The 23,932-nt window shown below is 65.2% G+C and carries 20 protein-coding genes, 2 tRNA genes and 1 pseudogene; 10 read left to right on the plus strand and 13 right to left on the minus strand.

Going from position 1 to position 23,932, the window contains the following annotated elements:
- The first annotated feature begins 8 nt into the window (after positions 1-8).
- Positions 9-1,757 carry a bifunctional diguanylate cyclase/phosphodiesterase gene (locus A6723_RS15180; RefSeq protein ID WP_054911159.1) on the plus strand — a complete coding sequence of 583 codons (1,749 nt, stop codon included), beginning with the start codon at positions 9-11 and terminating at the stop codon, positions 1,755-1,757.
- A gap of 1 nt (position 1,758) precedes the next feature.
- Here A6723_RS15180 and A6723_RS15185 read toward each other — a convergent pair whose 3' ends face one another.
- The 3 genes from A6723_RS15185 to A6723_RS15195 all read right to left on the minus strand — a co-directional run bounded on the left by A6723_RS15185 (position 1,759) and on the right by A6723_RS15195 (position 2,925).
- Complete coding sequence (locus A6723_RS15185) at positions 1,759-2,175, minus strand: tetratricopeptide repeat protein (RefSeq protein ID WP_256236045.1); 417 nt, start codon at positions 2,173-2,175, stop codon at positions 1,759-1,761.
- A gap of 70 nt (positions 2,176-2,245) precedes the next feature.
- Positions 2,246-2,611, minus strand: coding sequence for a hypothetical protein (locus tag A6723_RS15190; RefSeq protein ID WP_024763424.1), 366 nt, complete (start codon positions 2,609-2,611; stop codon positions 2,246-2,248).
- Entirely contained in the window at positions 2,608-2,925 is a 318-nt protein-coding gene (locus A6723_RS15195) for a helix-turn-helix domain-containing protein (RefSeq protein ID WP_054910889.1), read from the minus strand. The genes A6723_RS15190 and A6723_RS15195 overlap by 4 nt, the downstream gene beginning before the upstream one ends.
- Positions 2,926-3,022: 97 nt before the next feature.
- Between A6723_RS15195 and A6723_RS15200 the strand changes: the two genes are divergently transcribed.
- Entirely contained in the window at positions 3,023-3,769 is a 747-nt protein-coding gene (locus tag A6723_RS15200) for an ABC transporter substrate-binding protein (protein WP_054910890.1), read from the plus strand.
- Here A6723_RS15200 and A6723_RS15205 read toward each other — a convergent pair.
- From A6723_RS15205 to A6723_RS15220, 4 genes are all read right to left on the minus strand, one after another.
- The gene (locus tag A6723_RS15205; RefSeq protein WP_024763421.1) at positions 3,757-4,182 is read right to left on the minus strand and encodes a YkvA family protein; all 426 of its coding nucleotides are present in this window, start codon (positions 4,180-4,182) and stop codon (positions 3,757-3,759) included. The two genes, A6723_RS15200 and A6723_RS15205, sit on opposite strands and share 13 nt — an antisense overlap.
- A gap of 374 nt (positions 4,183-4,556) precedes the next feature.
- On the minus strand, positions 4,557-5,306 hold the full coding sequence (locus A6723_RS15210; RefSeq protein WP_054910891.1) for an FKBP-type peptidyl-prolyl cis-trans isomerase: 750 nt from the start codon (positions 5,304-5,306) through the stop codon (positions 4,557-4,559).
- A gap of 287 nt (positions 5,307-5,593) precedes the next feature.
- Positions 5,594-5,670 (minus strand) — tRNA-Asp (locus A6723_RS15215).
- A 13-nt stretch (positions 5,671-5,683) separates the two neighbouring features.
- Positions 5,684-5,759, minus strand: a tRNA-Val gene (locus A6723_RS15220).
- Positions 5,760-5,936: 177 nt separating this feature from the next.
- Between A6723_RS15220 and rdgC the strand changes: the two genes are divergently transcribed.
- The 4 genes from rdgC (at position 5,937) to A6723_RS15240 (ending at position 8,748) form a co-directional block, all read left to right on the plus strand.
- Positions 5,937-6,857, plus strand: coding sequence for a recombination-associated protein RdgC (rdgC, locus tag A6723_RS15225; protein WP_054910892.1), 921 nt, complete (start codon positions 5,937-5,939; stop codon positions 6,855-6,857).
- 70 nt (positions 6,858-6,927) lie between these two features.
- Positions 6,928-7,884: a bile acid:sodium symporter family protein gene (locus A6723_RS15230; protein WP_054910893.1), complete on the plus strand. Its 957-nt coding sequence runs from the start codon at positions 6,928-6,930 to the stop codon at positions 7,882-7,884.
- Positions 7,885-8,018: 134 nt separating this feature from the next.
- Entirely contained in the window at positions 8,019-8,333 is a 315-nt protein-coding gene (gene sugE, locus A6723_RS15235; RefSeq protein WP_054910894.1) for a quaternary ammonium compound efflux SMR transporter SugE, read from the plus strand.
- A gap of 205 nt (positions 8,334-8,538) precedes the next feature.
- A complete protein-coding gene (locus A6723_RS15240) occupies positions 8,539-8,748 on the plus strand; it encodes a cold-shock protein (RefSeq protein ID WP_024763416.1) in 210 nt (69 codons plus the stop codon).
- Between the two features lie 63 nt (positions 8,749-8,811).
- Here A6723_RS15240 and A6723_RS15245 read toward each other — a convergent pair whose 3' ends face one another.
- From A6723_RS15245 to A6723_RS15260, 4 genes and pseudogenes are all read right to left on the minus strand, one after another.
- Positions 8,812-10,686, minus strand: coding sequence for an MFS transporter (locus A6723_RS15245; RefSeq protein ID WP_054910895.1), 1,875 nt, complete (start codon positions 10,684-10,686; stop codon positions 8,812-8,814).
- A gap of 167 nt (positions 10,687-10,853) precedes the next feature.
- Positions 10,854-13,019 (minus strand): TonB-dependent receptor family protein, encoded by a 2,166-nt coding sequence (locus A6723_RS15250; RefSeq protein WP_054910896.1) that lies wholly within the window; start codon positions 13,017-13,019, stop codon positions 10,854-10,856.
- 207 nt (positions 13,020-13,226) lie between these two features.
- Positions 13,227-14,078, minus strand: coding sequence for an AraC family transcriptional regulator (locus tag A6723_RS15255; protein ID WP_054910897.1), 852 nt, complete (start codon positions 14,076-14,078; stop codon positions 13,227-13,229).
- A 210-nt stretch (positions 14,079-14,288) separates the two neighbouring features.
- Positions 14,289-14,890, minus strand: a pseudogene (locus A6723_RS15260) (GNAT family N-acetyltransferase).
- 229 nt (positions 14,891-15,119) lie between these two features.
- Here A6723_RS15260 and A6723_RS15265 point away from each other — a divergent pair.
- Positions 15,120-18,596 (plus strand): PAS domain-containing hybrid sensor histidine kinase/response regulator, encoded by a 3,477-nt coding sequence (locus tag A6723_RS15265; protein ID WP_054910899.1) that lies wholly within the window; start codon positions 15,120-15,122, stop codon positions 18,594-18,596.
- Between the two features lie 135 nt (positions 18,597-18,731).
- On the opposite strand, the gene A6723_RS15270 is transcribed toward A6723_RS15265, so the two are convergent.
- Complete coding sequence (locus A6723_RS15270; protein WP_054910900.1) at positions 18,732-19,190, minus strand: DMT family transporter; 459 nt, start codon at positions 19,188-19,190, stop codon at positions 18,732-18,734.
- Between the two features lie 83 nt (positions 19,191-19,273).
- On the opposite strand from A6723_RS15270, the gene A6723_RS15275 reads away from it, so the two are divergent.
- Positions 19,274-20,182: a LysR family transcriptional regulator gene (locus tag A6723_RS15275; protein ID WP_054910901.1), complete on the plus strand. Its 909-nt coding sequence runs from the start codon at positions 19,274-19,276 to the stop codon at positions 20,180-20,182.
- Positions 20,183-20,186: 4 nt separating this feature from the next.
- Here the strand turns inward: A6723_RS15275 and A6723_RS15280 are convergent, their stop codons facing one another.
- Positions 20,187-21,005: a MerR family transcriptional regulator gene (locus A6723_RS15280; RefSeq protein ID WP_054910911.1), complete on the minus strand. Its 819-nt coding sequence runs from the start codon at positions 21,003-21,005 to the stop codon at positions 20,187-20,189.
- Positions 21,006-21,275: 270 nt separating this feature from the next.
- Between A6723_RS15280 and A6723_RS15285 the strand changes: the two genes are divergently transcribed.
- Both A6723_RS15285 and A6723_RS15290 read left to right on the plus strand, forming a co-directional pair.
- Positions 21,276-22,160, plus strand: coding sequence for a M24 family metallopeptidase (locus A6723_RS15285; RefSeq protein WP_054910902.1), 885 nt, complete (start codon positions 21,276-21,278; stop codon positions 22,158-22,160).
- Positions 22,157-23,929 (plus strand): SDR family oxidoreductase, encoded by a 1,773-nt coding sequence (locus tag A6723_RS15290; RefSeq protein ID WP_054910903.1) that lies wholly within the window; start codon positions 22,157-22,159, stop codon positions 23,927-23,929. Before A6723_RS15285 ends, A6723_RS15290 begins: the two co-directional genes overlap by 4 nt.
- Positions 23,930-23,932 lie beyond the last annotated feature (3 nt).

Below are 23,932 nucleotides of genomic sequence, written 5' to 3' on the forward strand. Positions count from 1 at the left end.
GAACCGTCATGACCGTCACCGAGCAGTTGAGCGCGCTGGACCAGATCCTCGCTCACGGCGACCTGCACTGCCTGTTCCAGCCCATCCTGTCGCTTTCGGAAAGGCGCCTGGTGGGCTACGAAGCCCTTACGCGCGGCCCATCCAACGGCCCCCTGCACTCGCCCCTGCCACTGTTCAGCATCGCCCGCAGCAGCGGCCGCCTGAGCCAACTGGAGCTGCTCTGCCGGCGCAAGGCCTGCGCGCGCTTCCGCGACCTCAAGCTCGAGGGCAAGCTGTTCCTCAACGTGTCGCCCGAATCCCTGTTGGAACCGACCCACCAGCCCGGCCGCACACTGCAGTTGCTGCAGACTTTCGGCATTTCGCCCAGCGACGTGGTGATCGAGTTGACCGAGCAGACGCCCATCGAGGACTTCACCCTCCTCGACACCGCGCTGCACCACTACCGCGCCATGGGCTTTTCCATCGCCCTGGATGACCTGGGCGCCGGCTACTCCAGCCTGCGCCTGTGGTCCGAGCTGCGGCCCGACTACGTGAAGATCGACCGCCACTTCATCGAGGGCATCCACCTGGATGCGGTGAAGCGCGAATTCGTCGGCTCGATCCTGAAGATGGCCCACGCCTCCCGCGCCCAGGTGATCGCCGAAGGCATCGAGATCCCCGAAGAGCTGGCCGTGCTTTCCGAGATGGGCGTGGACCTGGTGCAGGGCTACCTGCTTGGCCGTCCCAACGAAACTCCGCCCCGCGACGCTCGTGCCCTGCTACCGGAGGTGGACAGTGCTGGCGCGTTGCTGGCCGAAGATCAAGCGGATCTCGAGCCCCTGCTGCTGGAGCAACCGGCGGTGCGCGACAGCACGCCGATCGCTGATGTGCTGGAAGCCTTCCGCGCCCAGGCCAACCTCAACTCCCTGGCGGTGCTCGACGGTCACGATCAACCAGTCGGCATCGTCCATCGCCATGCACTCTCGGACACCCTGCTCAAGCCGTTCGCGCCGGAGCTGTATGCGCGCAAGCCGATCAGCCGGCTGATGAGCGAAGACTTTCTCGCGGTGGAGCGCAGCCAGTCGCTGCAGCAGGTCAGCCGGCTGCTCACCAGCCGCGCGCGGCAGCGCATCGAGGAAGATTTTATCATCACCCTGAACGGTCGCTACCTGGGGCTGGGCCGGGTGATCGACGTGCTCAAGCTGATCACCGAACTGAAGATCCGCCAGGCCCGGCATGCCAACCCACTGACGCTGCTACCGGGCAACGTGCCGATCCAGCAATGCCTGTCGCGCCTGCTGCAGCAAGGGCGCGAAGCGGTGGTGTGCTATGTCGACATCGATAGCTTCAAGCCCTTCAACGACCTCTACGGCTATGCCCGTGGCGATGAAGTTCTGCTGTGCCTGGCGCAGTGCCTGGGCGAGCGCGTGGACCCGACGCGGGACTTCGTCGGCCATATCGGCGGCGACGATTTCATGCTGGTGCTGGGGACGCAGGACTGGCGCGAGCGGCTCAATCACCTGCTGGAGGATTTCCAGGGCCAGTGCCGGCGCTTCTACAGCCGCGAGCACCTGGACGCGGGCTGCTTCGTCGCGCACAACCGCCAGGGGCGGCGCGAGGAATATCCGCTGCTATCCCTGTCGATCGGCGTGGTGCACGTGAAGAGTGGCGCCGGTCAGCGCCTGGATGCCAGTCAACTGGCCGGGCTGGCCTCGGAGGCCAAGCGCCACGCGAAGAACATGCCTGGCTACAGCCTGCACATTCTCACAGCTGAATGACTCAGAGCCCCAACTGGCGGGCGCGCGTCTCGTAGCGTTCGGCCTGGGCCTCATCGGGCTCAAGACCGGGGCCGCCGCTACGGTACAACTCGCCGAGCTTGCGTGCCGCCAGCGGATGCCCCGCTTCGGCGGCCTGCCCCCAGTAACGCGCCGCTTCCTGCGCATCGCCGGCATGGCGGGTATCGCCCTTGAGGGATTGCACGCCCAACTGGTACGCCGCCTTGTGGTCGCCTGCCGTGGCAGCCAGGCGCAACAGACGCAAGCCTTCCTCGCGGGCGCCGAAGCCCTGCCCGCGGAACAACAGCAGGTGTCCGTAGAAGCTCTGTGCGCCGACGTCCCCCAGCGCGGCCATGCGTGCGAACTGGCCCTGCATCCAGGCCCAGGAACGCGGCTGGCGGACCATCCACGACCACCCCATCAGGCGGCGCGCCACGGCATAGCTCAGCCGTGCACGCAGACGCCAGAATTGCTCGCGAGGCGTCACCACGTCAGAGTTCCTCGGGGTACTCGAACTCGAACACGCGCACCACTTCCGCCGCATGCCAGCCGGCAGCAGCAGGACCATCCGGCGCACCGGAGAATCGGCCCAGGCGTTCGACATGCTCGAAGAAGCCGGTTCTGGGCAGACGGCTGGCACCCTGGCTGATCACCAGCGAGCTGCGTATCGGCCGCCCCGCACGGGCATCCAGCGCAGCCAGGTGTTCCAGCGCGGCGGTCAGCACGGTCATGGCCGGAGTCGGCAATTGCAGGCGCTCGATCAGCGCCCGGTAGGTGAGCAGGTGGCGCTGGCGGCGGGCATCTTCCAGCTCGCCGAGCAGGCCTTCCCAATGCTTGCGACTGATCTGCACGCTCAAGAAGCAGACTCCCCAGTGCCCAGGGCACGACGCAGGCCATGCTGGATGGCGTCGCTGGCTTCGCGCTCGCCGTTCTCGATCAGCTCCAGGTAGGACGGGCTGATGCCCACCGCACGCGCCAGCGTTTCGATGGCGATGCCACGGGCTTCCCGTAGGGCTTTCCAGTCCGGCTTCTCGTCGAATGCCGGGGTCGCATCCGGCTTGACGAGCTGAGCGGCACCTCGGCCGGCAGCCGCCAGCAGCGCCTGGTACTCAGCCCAGGGAACCACGGCGTACTCCGCTTCGCCGTCACGCATGATGACTTGAACGTTCATGACAACACTCCTTGCAGGCGGCCATCTTAACAGCCTGGCGCCGGGCTGTGCCGGCTATACTGCGCTCGCCGTCACGCCCACAAATCGGGGGAACGATTTGCAGCGCCTGATTCCACTCTGCCTATGCCTGGCCAGTGCCCTGTGTGGCGCCGAAGAATTGCGCTGGGGCTATTCGCCAAGCAACGGCATGCCCTATGCGGAAAGTATCGACCATGAATTGGCACCTGGCTTCATCCGCGATCTGGGCGAAACCGTCGGGCAGCGCCTGGGGCTCGAGATTCGCTTCGTGGAAATGCCGGACAAGCGCGCCGAACCTGCCCTCGCCCAGGGCGCAATCCACCTGCTGTGCATCAACAATCCGCAGTGGATGAAAGCGCCGGAGAAGTTGCACTGGTCTCCCAGCCTGTTCGAGGAAGAAGATGCCCTGGCCCAACGGGCGGATGCACCGCCTGTGGAGAACCTCGCGCAGTTGCACGACATCCGCATCGGCACCAGCCTGGGCTACGTCTACCCCGCCCCGCTGATGCAGGCCTTCGCCGAAGGAAGGGTGAAGCGCGCCGATGTACGCGACCTCGATACACGCCTGCACATGCTGGAAGCCGGCCGCCTGGATGCATTGATCGAGATGCGCCGACCGCTGGAGTTTCTCCTTGCCCAGCACCACCAATTGCCAGTGGCGGTCCACAGCAACAACGTCCAGCGCTACTCGATCTACTGCTCATATAGCCCAACGCTGCCACTACCCGCCGAACGACTGGATGCCGTGCTGCAGGCAATGGTGAGCGACGGCTCCATCCAGCGCCTGCTCGGCGAGCAGAGCGCACGGCTGCGTCAGAGACGCTGAATCGCTTCCGGCGGCGGCAGTTGCTTCAGGGCTTCGCGGGTTTCCACGCCCTGCGCGTCGCGCCAGACCTTGAAGGCATCGATCTCCGATTGCCAGCGACGTACCACCCAGGCCAGCACCGCCAGGTCGTCAAGGAAACCGACGCCCAGCAGCCAGTCGGGCACCAGGTCCACGGGTGAAAGGAAATACAGCAGCGCCGCCACCACGGAAACCAGCGCCTGGGAACTGATGCCGCGGTAATCGCCGCGCACCCAGGCCACCAGCAACTCCTGCAGCAGCTTCAGATCGGTCCTGGCCAGCTTCACCCGGCCACTCTTGCGAGCGACGGCGAACAGCAGCGCAGGCACTCGCCCACCCGCGATGAAACGACTGGCGAGCTTGAGGAAACGGTCAAATCCCGGAGGCTTTTTCATCGATTTACCTCGATAGGAAGATTCGTACAGAGCAGGTTCAGGTTATCCACCTTTCCTGTGGATAACTCTGTTGAAAGACACCCTCGATTCCGCCCAAACGCCCGCGCCACGAGGGCTGGAGACAGATCGGCGATTTTTTGTTCACCCCTACAAATGCGTTAAAAATCATGCAGTTGCGGCTAAGCGAAGGGCCCGACAATGTCAAGGGGAGGAGATTGTTTCAACTGCGTCAAATATGTGCATAAGGGTAACACCGAGCTGAAGGTTACTCCCATTCAGACCCGACGGTCAGCGCGCCGTTCCAGAGCGTTCCCCGCACAAACGAAAACGCCCCGCAGGTTACGGGGCGTTTCCACTGGTACGAAGGTACTCAGTTACTTCTTGGGCTGCTCTGCCGAAGCGGCCGGAGCCTCAGCCGCGTCAGGCTGATTCGGGTCCTTGATGGCCAGCAGTTCGAGGTCGAACACCAGAACCGAGTTGGCCGGGATGGTCGGGCTCGGGCTCTGCGCGCCGTAGGCCAGTTCGCTCGGGATGAAGAGCTTGATCTTCTCGCCGACGTGCATCAGTTGCAGGGCTTCGACCCAACCAGGGATCACGCCGCCGACCGGCAGGTCGATCGGGCTGCCACGCTGGATGGAGCTGTCGAAGACAGTACCATCGACCAGCTTGCCTTCGTAGTGAACGGTGACGACATCGGTAGCCTTGGGCTGCGCACCATCGGCTTTCTTCACGACTTCGTACTGCAGGCCGGACTTGGTGGTGACCACGCCATCACGCTTGCCGTTTTCCTCGAGGAACTTCTTGCCGGCTTCCAGAGCCTCGGCATTCTTCTTGGCAACCTGCTCTTCAGTGCGCTTCTGCAGGGCGGTGAAGGCTTCGGTCAGCTCTTCGTCGGTCAGCTTCTGCTTCTGCTTGCCGACGGCATCTTCGATACCCAGGGCGACGGCTTTCGAATCCAGGTCATTCATGCCTTCCTGGGCGAGGCTCTTGCCCATGTTCAGGCCGATGCCATAGGAAGCTTTCTGCGCAGGGGTCTTGAGTTCCACTTCGGCGGCCTGTTTGTCACAGCCCGCGAGAACCAGGCCGACCAGCGCGATCGCTGCCGCCAACCGATGTTGTTTCATGCTGAATCCTTGTCTTTGCGCCGTCATGGCTTAAGTAATGAAGCCGCGAGCTTATCAGGCGCTCGTGGCCAGTGGCTATGGGCAATAGGAACCACTGCCGAGAGAGAAGTTCCCACAGCAAACTTATAAGAAAATTAACAGGATAAGACAGACGGCCAGCACGCAATCACTGTGATCGAAGCGGGCAACTTTGACGGGAAGCTTTCGCAGGAAAGGCTTTTGCAGACAAGAAACGGAAGGAAAAGAAAAAGCCCCCAGGTATCGCTACCTGAGGGCTTTTCAAAATTTGGCGCAGCGGACGGGACTCGAACCCGCGACCCCCGGCGTGACAGGCCGGTATTCTAACCGACTGAACTACCGCTGCGTCGKAMCTCGAGTGGTGGGTGATGACGGGATCGAACCGCCGACCCTCTGCTTGTAAGGCAGATGCTCTCCCGGCTGAGCTAATCACCCTTCGTCTCGAAGTGGGGCGCATTCTACGGAGGACATTTGCACCTGGCAAGCCCCTCGATGAAAAAAATTTTTAGATGTTCCAAAGGCTTAGATGAAGAGGGCGAATGACGAAACGGGGTTGGCCTGAACCGCGCCGAACGGAATAATGGCTCCTTTGTGTCCAGGAGTTAGCCCCTCATGTGGTTCCGCAATCTGCTCGTATATCGCCTCACCCAGGATCTGCAGATCGACGCCGATGCCCTGGAAAAGGCCCTGGCCAGCAAACCGGCGCGCTCCTGCGCCAGCCAGGAGCTGACTACCTATGGTTTCTCCGCTCCTTTCGGCAAGGGCCCGGACGCGCCGCTGGTTCACGCCAGCGAGGGATTCTTCCTGATCAGCGCCCGCAAGGAAGAGCGCATTCTCCCCGGCAGCGTGGTGCGTGACGCGCTCAAGGAGAAGGTCGACGAGATCGAAGCCACGCAGATGCGCAAGGTCTACAAGAAGGAGCGCGACCAGCTCAAGGACGAAATCGTCCAGACCCTGCTGCCGCGCGCCTTCATCCGTCGTTCGGCTACCTTCGCCGCCATCGCCCCGAGCCTCGGCCTGATCCTGGTCGATACCTCCAGCGCGAAGAAGGCCGAAGACCTGCTGTCCACCCTGCGCGAAGCGCTGGGCTCGCTGCCGGTACGCCCGCTGACCGTGAAGACCGCACCGACCGCCACCCTGACCGAATGGGTGAAGACCCAGGAAGCCGCCGGTGACTTCTTCGTCCTCGACGAGTGCGAGCTGCGTGATACCCACGAAGACGGCGGCGTGGTGCGCTGCAAGCGCCAGGACCTGACCAGCGAGGAAATCCAGCTGCACCTGACTGCCGGCAAGCTGGTCACCCAGCTGTCCCTTGCCTGGTCGGACAAGCTGTCCTTCGTCCTCGACGACAAGGTCGCGATCAAGCGACTGCGCTTCGAAGACATGCTGCAGGAGAAGGCAGAGCAGGACGGCGGGGAAGACGCCCTCGGCCAGCTCGACGCCAGCTTCACCCTGATGATGCTGACCTTCGCCGAATTCCTTCCGGCGCTGATCGAAGCGCTCGGTGGCGAGGCGATGCCCGAAGGCATCTGATGCCGTGACAGGCGCCGCGCCCTCGCGGCGCCTGTCCTGACAATAAGGCCCACATAAAGAAGGACGGCCCATGCGTGCTCTCATCCTGCTCAGCCGCTTCATGGGCAACACCTTCGCCCTCTGGGTGCTGCTCTTCGCCATCCTGGCGTTCCTCATCCCCTCTCTCTTCACTCCGCTCACCGTCGCCATCGTCCCCATGCTCGGCGTCGTGATGTTCGGCATGGGCCTCACACTCAAGGTCGAGGACTTCGCCGAAGTCGCCCGGCATCCCTGGCGCGTCACCCTCGGCGTCATCGCCCACTTCGTGATCATGCCCGGCATGGCCTGGCTGCTCTGCCAACTGATGCACCTGCCGCCGGAAATCGCCGTGGGCGTGATCCTGGTCGGCTGCTGCCCCAGCGGTACCGCTTCCAACGTGATGACCTGGCTCTCGCGCGGCGACCTGGCGCTTTCCGTGGCCATCGCCGGCGTGACCACCCTCCTCGCCCCGCTGCTGACACCGGCGCTGATCTGGCTGCTGGCCTCGGCCTGGCTGCCGGTCTCTTTCGGCGCGCTGTTCTGGTCGATCCTGCAGGTCGTCGTGGTCCCCATCGTGCTCGGCCTGGTAGCCCAGCGCGTGCTTGGCGCACGAGTAAGCCATGTGGTGGACGTGCTGCCACTGGTCTCGGTGGTCTCCATCGTGATCATCGTCGCCGCCGTGGTTGCTGCCAGCCAGGCGAAGATCGCCGAATCCGGCCTGCTGATCATGGCTGTGGTGATCCTGCACAACGGTTTCGGCTTCCTGCTCGGATACTTCACCGCCAAGGTCTTCGGGCTGCCGCTGGCGCAGCGCAAATCGCTGGCGCTGGAAGTCGGCATGCAGAACTCCGGGCTCGGCGCCGCGCTGGCCAGCGCGCACTTCTCGCCGCTGGCAGCCGTACCCAGCGCGCTGTTCAGCGTCTGGCACAACATTTCCGGCGCTACGCTTTCCACGTGGTTCCGACGCATGACCGATGAGCCACCCGCCCAGAAAGAAGCCCCGCAATAGGGCAACCATCTCGCGCCGGGTTGCCCGGCGCACCGCTTTTGTGCAAAATAATGCACATTGTGAGGACGACCTCACCACCTTCCGGTGCTCCAGCGGGGACGGCCCTCCATTCCATCCACCGTCTGGAGAGCTCCATGTCCTGGATCATTCTGTTCGTCGCCGGCCTGTTCGAAGTGGGCTGGGCCGTCGGCCTGAAATACACCGAAGGTTTCACCCGACCGATACCGACCATCCTCACCGTGCTGGCGATCATCACCAGCATGGGCCTGCTTGGCGTGGCCATGAGGAATCTGCCCCTGGGCACCGCCTACGCCATCTGGACCGGTGTCGGCGCCGTCGGCACCGTCATCGTCGGGATCGTGCTGTTCGGCGAGTCCATGGCGCCGGTACGCCTGCTCAGCGTTGCGCTGATCCTGTGCGGACTGGTCGGACTGAAAATGAGCCACTGACGCTGTATCGGTTCTCGATACCGGCGGGCTGTCGCTTTCCCGAAAATTTGTCGGTATGCTGCGGGCCACTGTGTTTGCTTGGGTCACTGTGGCTCGTGACCTGGTGGGGCCATTCCCCACCACCCGGCTTCGACTGCACCTTGCAACTCAGGACGAGCGCGGACCTTTCCGCAAAACAATATTCAATTGTTCAAGGTGTATCTCCATGTCGAATCGTCAGACCGGCACCGTCAAGTGGTTCAATGACGCCAAGGGCTTCGGCTTCATCACTCCGGAAAGCGGCAACGATGTCTTCGTGCACTTCCGCTCCATCCAGGGCACCGGCTTCAAGTCGCTGCAGGAAGGCCAGAAGGTCTCCTTCATCGTGGTTGAAGGCCAGAAGGGCCTGCAGGCTGACGAAGTTCAGGTCATCTGAACCGCGACACGCCCATGAAAAAGCCCCGGCATTGCCGGGGCTTTTTCTTTGCTGCCAATAAAGTCAGCGCGCCGCGCCGCGCAGCATCGCGACCTGCTCCTGCAGCGCCAGACGCTTGGCCTCCTCCGGTGCGACCGGTTGACCAGCCACCAGGCACACTCGCGACCATAGCCGGCGGAAGAAGCCCTTCTGCGGGTCACGGCTGAAGAAGCTGCCCCACAGGCCCTGCAACGCCATCGGGATCACCGGCACCGGCGTCTCCTCGATGATGCGCTCCACGCCGCCGCGGAACTCGTTCATCTCGCCGTCCAGGGTCAGCATGCCCTCAGGGAAGATGCACACCAACTCTCCCTCGCGCAGGTACTCGGCGACTCTGGCGAAAGCCTTTTCGTAGGTCTCCGGATCCTCGTTACGCCCGGCGATCGGCACCGCGCCCGCGGTACGGAAAATGAAGTTGAGCACCGGAATGCGGAAGATCTTGTAGTACATGACGAAACGCACTGGGCGCCGCACGGAGCCGGCGATCAGCAGCGCGTCGACGAAGGACACATGGTTGCACACCAGCACCGCCGGGCCCTCGTCGGGGATGGCTTCAAGGTTGCGATGGTCGACCCGGTACATCGAGTGGGTCAGCAGCCATACCAGGAAGCGCATGGTGAACTCGGGCACGATCTTGAAGATGTACACGTTCACCGCGACGTTCATCAGCGACAGAACGAGGAAAAGCTCGGGGATCGACAGCTTCGCCACCGACAGCAGCAGGATCGAGACAATCGCCGCCACCACCATGAACAGCGCGTTGAGGATGTTGTTCGCCGCGATCACCCGCGCGCGCTTGTCCTCCTCGGTACGCGCCTGGATCAGCGCATACAGCGGCACGATGTAGAAGCCGCCGAAGATACCGATGCCAAGGATGTCAGCCAGCACTGCCCAGGACTGCGAGTGCTCCAGCACCGCCAACCAGTTGTAGGGCTGCACGCCCTGCGGGAAGCCGCCCGAATGCCACCACAGGAGGATGCCGAACAGGCTCAGGCCGATGGAGCCGAAGGGCACCAGGCCGATCTCCACCTTCTTGCCCGAGAGCTTTTCGCAAAGCATCGAGCCCAGCGCGATGCCCACCGAGAACACGGTGAGAATCAGCGTCACCACGCTCTCGTCGCCGTGCAGCAGCTCCTTGGCGTAAGTCGGGATCTGCGTCAGATAAACCGCGCCGAGGAACCAGAACCAGGAGTTGCCCACCAGCGAGCGCGACACCGCCGGGCGCTGGCGCAGGCCGAGCAGGAGGATGCTCCAGGACTGGCGGAAGATGTTCCAGTCGACCTTCAGGTCCGGCAGCGCGGCCGCCGCACGGGGAATGTTGCGGCTGGCGAGGAAACCGCAGACAGCCACCAGCACCACGGCGATGCCGACGCCGGCCGCATAGTCCTGCCGCGACATCAGCACGCCGGCGCCGATGGTGCCGCAGAGGATGGCGAGGAAGGTGCCCATTTCCACCAGGGCGTTGCCGCCAACCAGTTCGTCCTCGCGCAGGTGTTGCGGCAGGATCGAGTACTTCACCGGGCCGAACAGCGCCGAGTGCGTGCCCATGGCGAACAGCGCGAGGAACAGCAGCGGCAGGCTGCCGAACACGAAGCCCGCAGCGCCCACTGCCATGATCACGATCTCGGCCAGCTTCAGCGCGCGCATCAGCGCGTCCTTGTTGAACTTCTCGCCGAACTGGCCGCCCAGGGCGGAGAACAGGAAGAACGGCAGGATGAACAACAGCGCGCAGAGGTTGACCAGCAGGTTGCGGTCACCGCCGACGGTAAGGTGGTAGAGGATCGCCAGGATCAGCGACTGCTTGAAGATGTTGTCGTTGAAGGCACCCAGCAGCTGGGTGATGAAGAAGGGCAGGAATCGCTTGGTGCCCAGCAGGGCGAATTGCGAGTGTTGAGACATCGTCCTTGTTTACCTGCGTAGCGGCCTTGAGCCGGAATAACAGCACGGATATGACGGCAACAGCGTGAAGAAAAGCCACATTTTCCGCACAAATCCATTCCAGTGACGAAATTCCGGCAAGAAAAAGCCCGTCACGCGGGACGGGCTTTTCCTGGCCGTAGGCGACGTCAGAAACCGACGCTGCCCTGCACGTAAAAGGTGCGCGGCTCGCCGAGGTAGATACCGGCGTTGTTGTCGCTGGAACGGGTGTAGTTCATCTGGTCGAAGATGTTTTTCACCCCGGCGGCGACCTTCAGGTTCGACGCCTGCGGGCCGAAGTCGTAGCCCACGCGGGCGTTCCACAGCACGTAGCCGGGGATGTCGCCGTACTGGCCATCGGCGCTCGGCTCGGTGATGTAGTTGCCGGTGAAGCTGCCGTTGGAGTTGGTGGTCGGGCCGGGCGCGCGCTGCCCCGACTGGGCGAAGCCGTCGACGTTGTAGGTCCAGCGGTCGTGCTCGTAGCGCAGGCCGATGGTCGCCACCTGGCGCGAGTAGAGCGGCAGGTCGCGGCCCTTGAACGACGGGATCTCACCTTCGTAGGTAGCGCGGGTATAGGTGAAGGTGCCGTAGGCAGTCAGGCCGGCGAGCACCGGGTCCAGCGCAGCCATGTCGTAGTGCGCGGAGGTCTCGATGCCCTGGTGCTTGGTGGCGCCCAGGTTGGTCCAGCCCACATCGTTGCTGATGTACTGCAGCTCGTCGTCGAAGTCGATGTAGAACAGCGTGACTTCGCCACCCCAGGTGCCGTTGTCGTAGCGCGTGCCCACTTCGTAGGTCTTCGCCTTCTCCGGCTGCAGGCCGCTGGCGGTGTCGTTGCCGCTGCCGCCCTGGCCGAGCTGGAAGTACTGCAGGCTGCCGAAGGAGGTCTCGTAGTTGGCGAACAGCTTCCACTCGTCCGACAGGTGATACATCACCGCCAGCGCCGGCAGCGGCTCGTTGTAGTCCTTGCTGCGGCTCTTCTCCTGGACCGGCTTGCCCTTGTTGTCGAGCACGGGGCGCTCGTGCCAGTCGGTGGAGATGCGCTCGAAGCGGATGCCCGGGGTGACGGTCCAGTTGCCCACGTCGATCTTGTCGTCGAGGTAGATGGAGTTCGCCTCGGTGCCTCCAGTGCGGTCCTGATAGGTGTGGCCGTCGGCGCCGGGAATCGGCGTCGGGATGTTGTTCACCAGGCCGACCTGGCTGGCGCGCTCGTGCATCGCCTCCTTCAGGTAGCGATAGCCGATGCTGGCTTCCTGGGTGGTCGGGCCGACCATGAAGATCTTCGACACGCGCGGCTCGATACCGAAGGTGTGGTAGTCGCGCGGGTAGGACGCCAGGGTCTTGAGGTCGCGGTTGGCGATGTTGCTGCCACGGAAGCTGTCGCTGTAGTAGGTCAGCACTTCGACCTGGGTGAGGTCGTCGATCTGCCGCTTGTACTTGAGCGAGACGTCCTTGCGACGACCGGTGAAGTTGTCGTAGTCGCGCACCGACTGGTACGGGTCCTTGTCGAACTGCGCCTGGGTCAGGCCACCGGGCATGTCGGCGCTGCCGTCGTAGTAGTGGAAGTTGGCGGAGAACTCGTCAACGTCGGTGGGCGCCCAGTGGGTCTTGAACATCACGTCGTCGATGTCGGTGGCGTCGTTGCTGTCGCGGTAGCCCGCGCCCTTCACGCCCGAATACAGCAGCGCAGCGCCCATGCCGTTGTCAGCGGTGCCGCCGAGGAAGGCGTTGTAGAGCTTCTTCCAGCCACCGTGGGAAGCCGTTTCCACGGTGCTGCCGACGTCGCCGGAGAACTCCTTGGGAATCGCCCGGGTGACGAAGTTGATCACCCCGCCGACGTTCTGCGGTCCATAGCGCACGGAACCGGCGCCACGTACGACGTCGACGCTGTCGAGGTTGCCCACCGACAGCGGGAACATCGACAGCTGCGGCTGGCCATAGGGCGCCACGGCGGCCGGGACGCCATCGATGAGTACGGTGGAGCGTGGCGACAGGCGCGAGGTCAGGCCGCGTACGCCGACGTTGAGGGAAACATCGCTGCCGCCGGTGCCGTTGTTGTCCTGCACCTGCACGCCGGGAATACCGCGCAGCACGTCGCGCACGTTCTGCGCGCCCTCTTCGATCATCTGCTGGCGACGCACCACGGTGCGCGCGCCGGGGTGGTTCTGCACTACCTGCTGATCGGCCTCGCCGAGCCAGTCACCGACGACGGTGACGGTCTCCAGTTCCTTGGTGTCTTCTTCAGCCTGCGCCGGCAGCAGCGGCGTGGCCAGGGCAACGGCGATCGCCAGGCGCGACCACGAACGAACGTGCGACATGCTTCCCCCTCCCCGGGTACTTCGTGAAGGGGCGGCAAATTAAAGCCGATTGTAAATTTTGTAAATGCAAATGTATCGCAAATGAAAAAATATTCCGATTGACTCAGATTCTCTTTCCGTCGTATCGAACGATCGCTCAATGGCGTGTCGATAAAAAGCCGGCACCCCATCAAGGGCAAGGTTCTTCAGGGGAATACGGCGGAAACGTCAGGCCTGGCGGAACGACCGTGCACAAGCCTGGCGATATTCGCCAGGGCCGACACCGTATGCCTGCTTGAACTGCCTGCTGAGATGGCTCTGGTCGGCGAAGCCCAGTTGCATCGCCACGTTCACCGGCATGCAGCCCTGCTTGAGCAGGGCACGCGCCTGCTCCAGCCGACGCTGCTTGAGCCAGGCATGGGGTGGCAGGCCGGTCGCCTTGCGGAACACGCGGGCAAAGTGGAACGGAGAAAGCCCGACGGCGGCGGCCAGTTCCTCCAGCGACGGCGGCTCCATCAGCCGCGAGCCGAGCAGCTCGCGGGCGCGCGCCACGGCCAGCGGTTCATTGCCCGCGAGCGGCGCCTCGGGAATCCGCCCGTGGCGCTGGAACAGCAACAGCAGCGCCTCGCGCCAGCAGGTCTGACGCTGCAGCACAGTAGCGTCGGAATCCACCAGCCGGTGAGCGGCGAACAGCGCCTGCACCAGTTCCGGATCATTCACCACGCTGGCATCGAAAGACGGCGTGCCACCCTTGCCCAGTTCAAGCTCCTCCAGCACGCCGGAAACCTGCGCCAGCTCCGGATAGAAACCGCGGTAGCGCCAGCCGGCCTCGTCGGCCTTGGAGCCGGTGTGGACCTCGTCGGGGTTGATCAGCACCACGCTGCCGGCCGGGGCAAAGTGCTCGGCGCCGCGATGGTGGAAGCGCTGCGCGCCCTGCTCGATCATGACGAAGGCGAAGCCTTCATGGACGTGGGGCGAGAACACCTGCTCGATGTAGCGCGCGTGCAGCAGCTCGACGCCGCCCAGCTCCTGGGCGCGCCAGAAGCGGGTGCGTTCGCCGCTTGCGTCGTGTTCTGCCATGGGTCATTCCGCCAATCGATTCTCTGAGCGCTGTGCCATTCGGGAGCTACTACGGTGCCAGCGCTTTCCCCTCACCCCAGCCCTGGCTACGCGCCCCGCTCAGAGGGATAGGGGGCCGTCCGTGCTGGCTGACACAATGGCTTCATCCTGCGCCGATCAGCCCCCTCTCCTCTGGGGAGAGGGATTCTGAAGCCGCGACCAGAGTACCATTCAGCCGACGAAACCGGCTTCCAGCACAGCCTTCACCTGCGGCCATTCCTGGTCGGTGATGCTGTAGAGAATGGTGTCGTCGAGCCGGCCGCCGGCCAGGCGCCGATGGTTGCGCAACACCCCCTCACGCACCGCCCCGAGTTTCTCGATGGCGCGCTGGGAGCGCTCGTTACTGGCGGCGGTCTTGAACTGCACGCGGACCATCTTCCAGCTGTCGAAGGCGTGGCGCAGCATCAGGTACTTCATGGTGGCGTTGAGGCCGCTGCCATGCTGGCCCTGGTCCAGCCAGGTAGCGCCGATCTCGCAGGCCGGCAGCGCCGGGAGGAAGTCCATGAACCGAGTGGTGCCGACGATCTGGTTGCCCAGGCGCACTACCAGTGGCAGCGCCCGGCCCTCGCGCTGGTCGGCCAGGCCCTGGCGGTACCAGTCCGGACGCCCCGGAGCGCTCATGAACTGCAAGACATCGCGGTTCTGTTCCGCCAGAGTCACCAGATCCGGCACGTCGGCCTCCACCATCGGCTCCAGGCGCAGGGCCCCGCGCTGCAAGGTGATGGGTAACGGTCTGAACATGGCGCCCTCCTCGAAACACGACGCGAAATCATCGCTCACATCAGAGCGTAGCGGCCCGGCGAAGTGCCGCGTACCCAGCCGGGCGCGACGGACGGACCGCGAAAAGCCCGGCAAGCTACCAGTACCGCGCCTGCCCCTCAAGTGAGAAGCGCGACACAGCGCCACTGAGACATTGGTAGCAGGCGTCTGACAGTTCCGGACTTTGGTGCGAAACTGCTGCCAGCGCTCCTGCGGGGGAGCCAGTTCATTTCCGGAGTCAGCATGTCGTTGTCCAGTGGGTTGATCGCAACGGTCGCCCTGCTCTACATGGCGGTCCTGTTCGCCATCGCGTTCTATGGCGACCGCCGTCGCGCCCCACTTTCGCCGCGTGTCCGCGCCTGGGTCTACAGCCTCTCGCTGGCGGTGTACTGCACCAGCTGGACCTTCTTCGGCGCCGTCGGCCAGGCCGCCGACCAGCTGTGGTCGTTCCTGCCGATCTATGTCGGCCCCGTGCTGCTGATGCTCTTCGCGCCCTGGGTGCTGCAGAAGATGATCATGATCAGCAAGCAGGAGAACATCACCTCCATCGCCGACTTCATCGCCGCGCGCTACGGCAAGTCCCAGGCGCTGGCGGTCGTGGTGGCGCTGATCTGCGTGGTCTGCGTGCTGCCCTACATCGCCCTGCAGCTCAAGGGCATCGTCCTCGGGGTGAACCTGCTGATCGGCGCCGGCCCCGACTCCACCGGCATTCGCGCCCAGGACACGGCGCTGATCGTCTCGTTGATCCTCGCGCTGTTCACCATCGTCTTCGGTACCCGCAACCTGGACGTCACCGAGCACCACCGCGGCATGGTGCTGGCCATCGCCTTCGAGTCGCTGGTCAAGCTGACCGCCTTCCTCGCCGTCGGCATCTTCGTCACCTACGGCCTCTACGACGGCTTCGGCGACCTGGTGGACAAGGCCCGCGTCGCCCCGCAGCTCAACGAATACTGGAAGGAAACCGTGCACTGGCCGGCCATGCTGCTGCAGACCGGCGTGGCGATGACCGCGATCATGTGCCTGCCACGGCAGTTCCACGTGCTGGTAGTTGAGAACATCGAGCCGCGCGACCTGAACCTGGCGCGCTGGGTGTTCCCGATCTACCTGGTGCTGGCCGCCCTTTTCGTGGTGCCGATCGCCCTGGCCGGGCAGATGCACCTGCCGGCGGGCGTGATGCCCGATTCCTTCGTGATCAGCCTGCCACTGGCCGAAGCCCACCCGGCACTGGCGCTGCTGGCCTTCATCGGCGGCGCCTCGGCGGCCACCGGCATGGTCATCGTCGCCAGCGTGGCGCTGTCTACCATGGTCTCCAACGACATGCTGCTGCCGTGGCTGCTGCGCCGCAAAGGTGAAGCCGAGCAGCCCTTCGAGGTGTTCCGCCACTGGCTGCTGACTGTGCGCCGGGTGAGCATCGCGCTGATCCTCCTGCTGGCCTACGTCAGCTATCGACTACTCGGCTCCACCGCGAGCCTGGCCACCATCGGCCAGATCGCCTTCGCCGCCATCGCCCAGCTCGGCCCGGCGATGATCGGTGCGCTGTACTGGAAGCAGGCCAACCGCCGCGGCGTATTCGCCGGTCTGGCCGCCGGTTCCTTCCTCTGGGCCTATACCCTGGTGCTGCCGGTGGTCGCCAAGGGCCTGGGCTGGCCGCTGGAAACCTTCCCTGGCCTGGCCTGGCTCGCCGGCCGCCCGTTCGGCCTGTCCATCGAACCGCTGACCCTGGGCGTGCTGCTCTCGCTGATCGGCAACTTCGCGCTGTTCGGGCTGGTCTCGGTGTTCTCCCGCACCCGCGTGTCGGAGCACTGGCAGGCCAGCCGCTTCATCGGCCAGGAAATCTCGCAGAAGCTCAGCTCGCGCTCGATGCTCGCGGTGCAACTGGAAGACCTGCTGATGCTCGCCGCGCGCTTCGTCGGCGAGGAGCGCGCGCGGCAGAGTTTCATCCGCTTCGCCTACCGCCAGGGCAAGGGCTTCACCCCCAGCCAGAACGCCAACGACGAATGGATCGCCCACACCGAACGCCTGCTCGCTGGCGTGCTCGGCGCCTCGTCCGCACGCGCCGTGGTGAAGGCCGCCATCGAAGGCCGCGAGATGCAGGTGGAGGACGTGGTGAAGATCGCCGACGAAGCCTCCGAAGTACTGCAGTTCAACCGCGCGCTGCTGCAGGGCGCCATCGAGAACATCACCCAAGGCATCAGCGTGGTCGACCAGTCGCTGCGTCTGGTCGCCTGGAACCACCGCTATATCGAACTGTTCGAGTACCCGGACGGGCTGATCTACGTCGGCCGGCCCATCGCCGACATCATCCGCTACAACGCCGAGCGCGGCCTGTGCGGGCCGGGTGACCCGGACCTGCACGTCGCCAAGCGCCTGTACTGGATGCGCCAGGGCACGCCGCACACCTCCGAGCGGCTGTTCCCCAACGGCCGGGTGATCGAGCTGATCGGCAACCCGATGCCTGGCGGCGGTTTCGTCATGAGCTTCACCGACATCACCAATTACCGCGACGCCGAGCAGGGCCTGAAGGACGCCAACGAAGGCCTGGAGCAGCGCGTGCAGGAGCGCACCTTCGAGCTGTCGCAGCTGAACCAGGCGCTCACCGAGGCCAAGGGCACGGCCGAGGCGGCGAACCAGTCGAAATCTCGCTTCCTCGCCGCGGTCAGCCACGACCTGATGCAACCGCTGAATGCCGCGCGGCTGTTCTCCGCCGCCCTCGCCCATCAGGAAAAACTGCCCGAGGAGGCCACCGAACTGGTGCGCCACCTGGACTCGTCGCTGCGCTCGGCGGAAGACCTGATCACCGACCTGCTGGACATCTCGCGGCTGGAAGGCGGCCGCGTCAGCGCCGACGTCGCGGCCTTCCCGCTGAGCAACCTGTACGACACCCTCGGCGTGGAATTCCGCGTGCTGGCCCAGGAGCACGGCATCGACTTCCACGTGCGCGGCAGCAAGCTGCGCGTGGAGAGCGACATCAAATTGCTGCGCCGCGTGCTGCAGAACTTCCTCACCAATGCCTTCCGCTACGCCAAGGGCCACGTGCTGCTCGGTGTACGCCGTGAGGCTGGCCATCTGCGCCTGGAAGTCTGGGACCACGGTCCAGGCATTCCGCCGGACAAACTGCAGGTGATCTTCGAGGAATTCAAACGCCTGGACAGCCACCAGACCCGCGCCGAGAAGGGCCTGGGTCTGGGCCTGGCCATCGCCGACCGGCTGTGCAAGGTACTCGGCCACCGCCTGCAAGTGCGCTCCTGGCCGGGCAAGGGCAGCGTGTTCAGCGTCAGCGTGCCACTGGCTCGCCAACCCGCCCCGGCGCCACTGAACGGGCACAAGGTGGAAACCCCGGAACAGCTCAACGGCGCGCAGGTGCTCTGCGTCGACAACGAAGACAGCATCCTCACCGGCATGAACAGCCTGCTGACCCGCTGGGGCTGCCGCGTGCTCACCGCACGCAGCCGCGAGGAATGCCAGGCCCTGCTGGACGGCGATGCTCGCCCGCAACTGGCGCTGATCGACTACCACCTGGACGACGGCGAACTGGGCACCGACCTCATGGCCTGGCTGCGCACCCGCCTGGGCGAGCCGGTGCCAGGCGTGGTGATCAGCGCGGACGCCCGCCCCGAACTGGTGGCGCAGATCCACGCGGCCGGGCTGGATTTCCTGCCCAAGCCGGTGAAGCCGGCGGCGCTGCGGGCGTTGTTGAGTCGGCATCTGAGCCTGAGATAATTCGTCTAGCCGCGCCTTGGCAGCGGCGTCGGTTCGCGAGCAAGCTCGCTCCTACAGTCAGCCCTAACTTCAAGTGGCTTTTTGTAGGAGCGAGCTTGCTCGCGAACCCGCCCCAAACCAGCAGCCAGCGATACTTCACGCCACCCTCCCCCGCCACTGCAACAACACCACCCCGGCAATGATCAACCCGATGGCCAGATAACCTTCCGGCGACAACCGCCGCACCGCAAATCCCGCCCAGCCGAACTGGTCGCACAGCGCCGACATCAGCATCTGCCCCGCCACCACGCAGGCGAGGAACGTTGCCGCGCCCAACTGCGGCGCCAGCATCACCGCCACCGTCAGATACGCCGCACCGAACAGCCCACCCAGCCAACCCCACCAGGGCGTGGCGGCAATTCCGGCGGCGGCCGGGAGCGGCACGCGAAACGCGAGTAGCGCAATGATCACCGCCGCCAGGCTGACACCCAGGGAGGTCAGGCTGGCACTCAGCGGATGACCCAACTGGCGCCCCAGCAACGAGTTGCTGCCCGCCTGCAAGGCAACCAGCGCGCCCACAGCGATGGCAGGCAATAACAGAAGCAGTTTCGACATCGAAGATTCTCCATGGCTTGTCGATGGGGCTCAGCTTCTGCTATCCATCCAGCGCATGGAAATGAATGATTGGTACAACCTGAATGCACTCGATTCATGACTTGCGCCGCATCGATCTCAACCTGCTGGTGATCCTCGACGCCCTGCTGGAAGAGCGCCATGTCTCCCGCGCCGCCGAGCGGCTGGCCATGACCCAGCCGGCGGTGAGCCACGCGCTGAACCGCCTGCGCGACCTGCTGGATGACCCGCTGTTGGTGCGCGCCGGCAACCAGATGCAGCTGACCCGCCGCGCCTTCGAGCTGGCTGGCCCGCTGCGGGAAATCCTCGGTGGCGTCCGTCGGCTGGTACTGGGCGATGATTTCGATCCGGCCCACGCCGAGCTGGAGCTACGCCTGGGCATGTCCGATTACGGCGCCTGGGTGGTGTTGCCGAGGCTGTTGCCGGTCCTGCGTCGCGAGGCGCCGGGCATTCACCTGGACGTCCGCCAGGCTTCGCGCGGGGGCATGGCCGAGCAGGTGGCGAGTGGCGAGTTGGATGGCGCCCTCGGGGTCTTCCCGATGCTGCCGGAAGGGCTGCGCGTGCAACGCCTGTTCGAGGAACGCTTTGTCTGCCTGTGCTCGCGCGAAACCCTGGGCGGCCGCAAGCGCCTGGACCTGGAAGACTACCTCGCCGCCCCGCACCTGCGGGTCGCCCTGCAGCAGAGCCCAGCGGAAGAGATCGACAGCCATCTGGAAAAACTCGGCCGGCGCCGTCAGGTGGCCTCTACCGTGCCGCATTTCAGCGTGGCGCCCAGCCTGTTGGCGGGTACCGATCTGGTGCTGACGATTGCTGCGCGGATGCTGCCGGACGATCTCGAAAGCCACGGCCTGGCCAGCTTCGAGCCGCCGCTGAAACTGGCACCGTTCGATTTCGTGCAGATCTGGTCGGAGGCCAGCGAGGACGACCCGGCGCGGCGCTGGCTGCGTGGCAAGCTGGCCCAGGCAGCCAGCTGACCGCCTATTCCGGGGTTTCCAGGCGACGGAGGATTTCCCCGACGCGCTCGCCGAGCATCTCGTTGGCCGAGCGCTTCAGGCCTCGCGCCAGCTCCACCAGCACCACCTGTTCGGCCACGGGACGCAAGCGCTGGAAGACTTCGGCAAGGCGCTCCAGATCGGCCGCGCCGGGCAGCAGGTCGGCACCGGGCTTGTCCACCAGATGGGTCACCACCAGGCGCACGATGCCAGCGGCCAGGTGTTCCGTATCGCTGCGCAATACAGCCAGATGATCCAGCAACGACGCCAGCGGAATACCCGCACGGTAGAGTTCGACACCGGCATTGAACAGACGCGGACTGGGAATGCTGATGCGCTCCCCATCGAAAGCGAGCAGCCCTTGCGCCAGCGCCTGGTCGATCACTGCGTCGTTCAGCTCATCGCCAAACAACGCCTGCAGGTCGTTGAACTCGATGCTGCCGGGCGATTCCAGGTTCCATGGCCCGACGATGGCTTCGTCGAGGCCGAGCACATGGTCCAGGTCATGGCCGCTTTCCCAGCTCTGCAGCAGCTCCTTGATATTGGCGATGTTGTAGCCGCGCTCCAGCAGCCGGTTGATCAGCCGCAGGCGGCGCAGGTGGCTGGCGAAATACACCCCGGCGCGGCCCCGGCGCTCGGGCGGCGGCAGCAGGCCACGATCCTGGTAGGCGCGCAGGTTGCGTACCGTGGTGCCGCCCTCGCGGGCCAGTTCATCCACGGAATACTCGCGCTCGTCTTCCAGCGCGGAAGGCGCGTCGTCCGGGCGCTGCAGCAGGCGCTGCAGGAGGTTCAGGGGTGTGCTCATGGCCGGATGATAGCCATCGACGTGCCCGCGGAACAATCGGAAGGATTAATCCTTCGGTGATCCCCTTCTCATCCCCGAAGCCCAACCAAAGACGGGAACTGCACCCACCGGATTCCCCGCTCCCGCCCACAACCCGCGCCGCTAGCAGCTCCCCGCTCCGGTAACACTCCAGGCCCGCGACGCACGCATGGCGCAATGGCAACCGATGGGTCAGCATCGATCGTGACATCGCCCGATGTAACGATAACAACAACCAGCCTGGAGAAAGTCATGTCCCAAGGCGCCTGGGTGCCCACCCCCGAAGACCTGCGGCACTTCCGCGAGATTCAGCAACTGGCCTACCGCTGCTGCGAAACCATTGCCGGCGAACTGCGCCCGGGCATCAGCGAGCGCGAGACCGCCGCGCTGATGAAGACCTGGCTGCTCGATCACGGCGTGCGCGACTGGTTCCACCAGCCCTTCGCCTGGTTCGGCAGCCGCACCTCCTTCAAGGGCTTCGACGGCCTGCGCCACCTGGGCGGCTTCAACCTGGCCTTCTACCCCGGCAAACAACGTCTGGAGGAAGGCATGCCCTTCATCCTCGACTGCGCGCCGACCCTGGGCGCCTACACCGCCGACGTCGGCTACTCCGGCGCACTGGGCCACAACCTGCTGGTGGAGCGCCTGATGGACGACCTGCTGGCACACCGCAACCTGATCGTCGAACAAGTGCGCCAGCGCCTGCCGCTGGCCGAGGTCAGCCAGTCGGTGGACCGCCTCTGCCACCGCCAGGGCACCCTGCCGCGGCACAAGGCCTATCCCTTCGAAGTGCTGGCGCACCGCGTGGAAAAACTCGGCGCGCGCAACACCGGCCCTTCGGTCGCGCGCTTTGGCGTGCGCAACATCGCCACGCTGATGAAGAACGCCCTGATCACCGGCCGCCGCGAGGGTTGGTCGCCGCTGTGGTCGAGCAATGATCGTTCGCAACATGCGCCCACGCCCGGCCTCTGGGCCGTCGAGCCGCACCTGGGCCTGCGCGGCGTGGGCGCCAAATTCGAGGAGCTGCTGGTGGTCACCGAGGGCGACGCCTATTGGCTCGACGACGACCTGCCCCACGTGCGCCGCTGGACCGAGCGCGGCCTGATCAGCGCCCCGGCGCGGCGGGAGGTGGCATGAACGCCATGCTGGAGAAGACCCTGCCGGCGCCGGAACGGCTGGACGTGCAGTCCGGCAACGTACGCCTGGCCGTCTGGCGCTGGGGCGAGGCGCACCTGCCGATGGTGCTGTTCGTCCACGGCTACCCGGACAACCATGAAACCTGGCTGCCGCTGATCCGCCACCTCTCGGGGCGCTTCCAACTGGTGGCCTACGACGTGCGCGGCGCCGGCGAATCGGACAAGCCGCGCAAGACCCGCGACTACCGCCTGGAACTGCTCAGCCAGGACCTCAAGGCCGTGCTCGATGCCGTCAGCCCGCAGCGCGCGGTGCATCTGGTGGCCCACGACTGGGGCTCGATCCAGACCTGGGAAAGCGTCACCGATCCACAACTGCGCGCCCGCATCGCGTCCTATACCAGTGTCTCCGGTCCCTGCCTGGACCACGTCGGTTTCTGGATGCGCGACCGCCTGCGCCGCAAGACGCCGCGCGCGCTGCTGCAGATGGCCAGCCAGCTGCTGCATTCCTGGTACATCTACTACTTCCACCTGCCGCTGCTGCCTTCGCTGTCCTGGCGCTTCGGCGCGGCGAAGGCGTGGCCGCAGTACCTGCGCAAGGTCGAAGGCATCCGCAACCCGGTGCGCAACCCGCACCAGGCCAGCGATGGCGAGCACGGCGTGAAGCTCTATCGGGCCAACTTCATCACCTCGATCTTCAAGCCGCGCAAGCGCCACACCGAGGTGCCGGTGCAACTTATCGTGCCGACCCGCGACCGCTATGTCGGCCAGCAACTCTTCCAGCAGCTCTCGCTGTGGGCGCCGCGCCTGTGGCGCCGCGATGTCACTGCTGGACACTGGCAACTGCTCGCCGAACCGGCCCGGCTGGGCAAGTGGATCGACGAATTCGTCAGCCATATCGAGGGCGGCGAAGCCCCGCCGGAGCTGCAGCGCGCGGCACTGAAGCCCGGCGCCGGCCCCTTTGCCGGCAAGCTGGTGGTGGTCACTGGCGCGGGCGGCGGTATCGGCCGCTCGACCCTGCTGAGCTTCGCCGAACGCGGCGCCAGCGTGCTGGCCGCGGATATCGACCCGGCCGCTGCCGAACGTAGTGCCGAGCTGGCCCGCGCAGTCGGCGCCACGGCTCACAGCTATTGCGTGGACGTGGGCGACAGCGCCGCCATGGAGCGCTTCGCGCAGTGGGTGAAGAGCAGCCTCGGCGTGCCCGACGTGGTGGTCAGTAACGCCGGCATCGGCATGGCCGGGCCGATGCTCAAGACCACCCCGCAGGAATGGGAGCGCCTGCTGCGCATCAACCTGTGGAGCGTGATCGACGGTTGCCGGTTGTTCGGCAAGCAGATGGTCGAGGCCGGGAAGCCGGGGCACCTGGTCAACGTCGCCTCCGGCGTGGCTTTCGCGCCGTCACGCAACTACCCGGCCTACGCCACCAGCAAGGCCGCGGTGCTGATGCTCAGCGAGTGCCTGCGCGCCGAACTGGCGGGCAATGGCATCGGCGTCAGCGCCGCCTGCCCGGGCTTCGTCGATACCGGCATCGTCCAGGCCACGCGCTTCGCCGGCCTGGATGACGAACAACAGGCGAAACACCGTGCCAAGGTGCAGCGCTTCTACCGCCGGCGCCGCCTCAGCCCGGACACCGTCGGCGAACGCATCGCCCGCGCGGTGGAACGCAACCTGCCGGTGGTGAAAGTCGGCAGCGAAGTGCACCTGGGCGCCCTGCAATGGCGCTTCATGCCCTGGCTGTCGCGCCTGTTCGCCCGCCTCAATCTCACTGCCTGAGAA

Source organism: Pseudomonas sp. AU11447, assembly GCF_001672555.2.
Taxonomy (GTDB): domain Bacteria; phylum Pseudomonadota; class Gammaproteobacteria; order Pseudomonadales; family Pseudomonadaceae; genus Pseudomonas; species Pseudomonas nitroreducens.

Coding starts and splice junctions, on each gene's coding strand:
- rdgC (WP_054910892.1), top strand. CDS start 5,937: ATGTGGTTCCGCAATCTGCTCGTATATCGCCTCACCCAGGATCTGCAG.
- A6723_RS15280 (WP_054910911.1), bottom strand. CDS start 21,005: ATGAGCACACCCCTGAACCTCCTGCAGCGCCTGCTGCAGCGCCCGGAC.
- A6723_RS15245 (WP_054910895.1), bottom strand. CDS start 10,686: ATGTCTCAACACTCGCAATTCGCCCTGCTGGGCACCAAGCGATTCCTG.
- A6723_RS15205 (WP_024763421.1), bottom strand. CDS start 4,182: ATGAAAAAGCCTCCGGGATTTGACCGTTTCCTCAAGCTCGCCAGTCGT.
- A6723_RS15185 (WP_256236045.1), bottom strand. CDS start 2,175: ATGGGGTGGTCGTGGATGGTCCGCCAGCCGCGTTCCTGGGCCTGGATG.
- A6723_RS15285 (WP_054910902.1), top strand. CDS start 21,276: ATGTCCCAAGGCGCCTGGGTGCCCACCCCCGAAGACCTGCGGCACTTC.
- A6723_RS15195 (WP_054910889.1), bottom strand. CDS start 2,925: ATGAACGTTCAAGTCATCATGCGTGACGGCGAAGCGGAGTACGCCGTG.
- sugE (WP_054910894.1), top strand. CDS start 8,019: ATGTCCTGGATCATTCTGTTCGTCGCCGGCCTGTTCGAAGTGGGCTGG.
- A6723_RS15290 (WP_054910903.1), top strand. CDS start 22,157: ATGAACGCCATGCTGGAGAAGACCCTGCCGGCGCCGGAACGGCTGGAC.
- A6723_RS15230 (WP_054910893.1), top strand. CDS start 6,928: ATGCGTGCTCTCATCCTGCTCAGCCGCTTCATGGGCAACACCTTCGCC.
- A6723_RS15255 (WP_054910897.1), bottom strand. CDS start 14,078: ATGGCAGAACACGACGCAAGCGGCGAACGCACCCGCTTCTGGCGCGCC.
- A6723_RS15210 (WP_054910891.1), bottom strand. CDS start 5,306: ATGAAACAACATCGGTTGGCGGCAGCGATCGCGCTGGTCGGCCTGGTT.
- A6723_RS15240 (WP_024763416.1), top strand. CDS start 8,539: ATGTCGAATCGTCAGACCGGCACCGTCAAGTGGTTCAATGACGCCAAG.
- A6723_RS15270 (WP_054910900.1), bottom strand. CDS start 19,190: ATGTCGAAACTGCTTCTGTTATTGCCTGCCATCGCTGTGGGCGCGCTG.
- A6723_RS15180 (WP_054911159.1), top strand. CDS start 9: ATGACCGTCACCGAGCAGTTGAGCGCGCTGGACCAGATCCTCGCTCAC.
- A6723_RS15265 (WP_054910899.1), top strand. CDS start 15,120: ATGTCGTTGTCCAGTGGGTTGATCGCAACGGTCGCCCTGCTCTACATG.
- A6723_RS15250 (WP_054910896.1), bottom strand. CDS start 13,019: ATGTCGCACGTTCGTTCGTGGTCGCGCCTGGCGATCGCCGTTGCCCTG.
- A6723_RS15275 (WP_054910901.1), top strand. CDS start 19,274: ATGCACTCGATTCATGACTTGCGCCGCATCGATCTCAACCTGCTGGTG.